Source organism: Streptococcus sp. HMSC034E03, from assembly GCF_001811505.1.
GTDB lineage: Bacteria > Bacillota > Bacilli > Lactobacillales > Streptococcaceae > Streptococcus.
On record NZ_KV804932.1, the window covers coordinates 1 to 488 of the forward strand.

The following is a 488-nucleotide window of genomic DNA, read 5'->3' on the forward strand; positions in this document are numbered from 1 at the left end:
CCACTTTCCATCATCCTTCAACCAACGAGAAGCTATTGAATAACCTCTCTCGTTGAAGTAGTACCAGGTACCATCGATCTTTTCCCACCCTTCTTTGGGATAAGAGCCGTCAGGGTATTCATACCACCATCCAGTATCATTTTTCTTCCATTTTGGCTTAGCTTCTTCATCATCTAGTAAAACAATGTTCTTGTCGTACGGATTTGAAGAGTATTGCCACCAGCGAATCCCGTCCATGGATGGGAAGTATTCAAAATCAGCATTTCCATCATTTAACCCATAGCCAGCAATCCAAAGGCTGTTGGGGAATTTCGCAAGAATCTGCTCATAATGAATATTATTAAGCGTGAATGGCTTGTAGCTGTAATAGATTGGCTCATAGCCATTTTCTTTGAGGATTTCCATGAAGCGAATACAAGCATCTGTATTTGCCTGTTTATCTCCGCTAGCGTGATCTTCGTAGTCAAGGCACAAGTATTTTACTTTTT

The 488-nt window shown here is 41.0% G+C and carries 1 protein-coding gene; it reads right to left on the reverse strand.

All coding sequences use genetic code 11. The features are described 5' to 3' along the window. The coding region (locus HMPREF2805_RS00330) for a GH25 family lysozyme (protein ID WP_261676105.1) at positions 1 to 488 on the reverse strand (488 nt) is incomplete at both ends.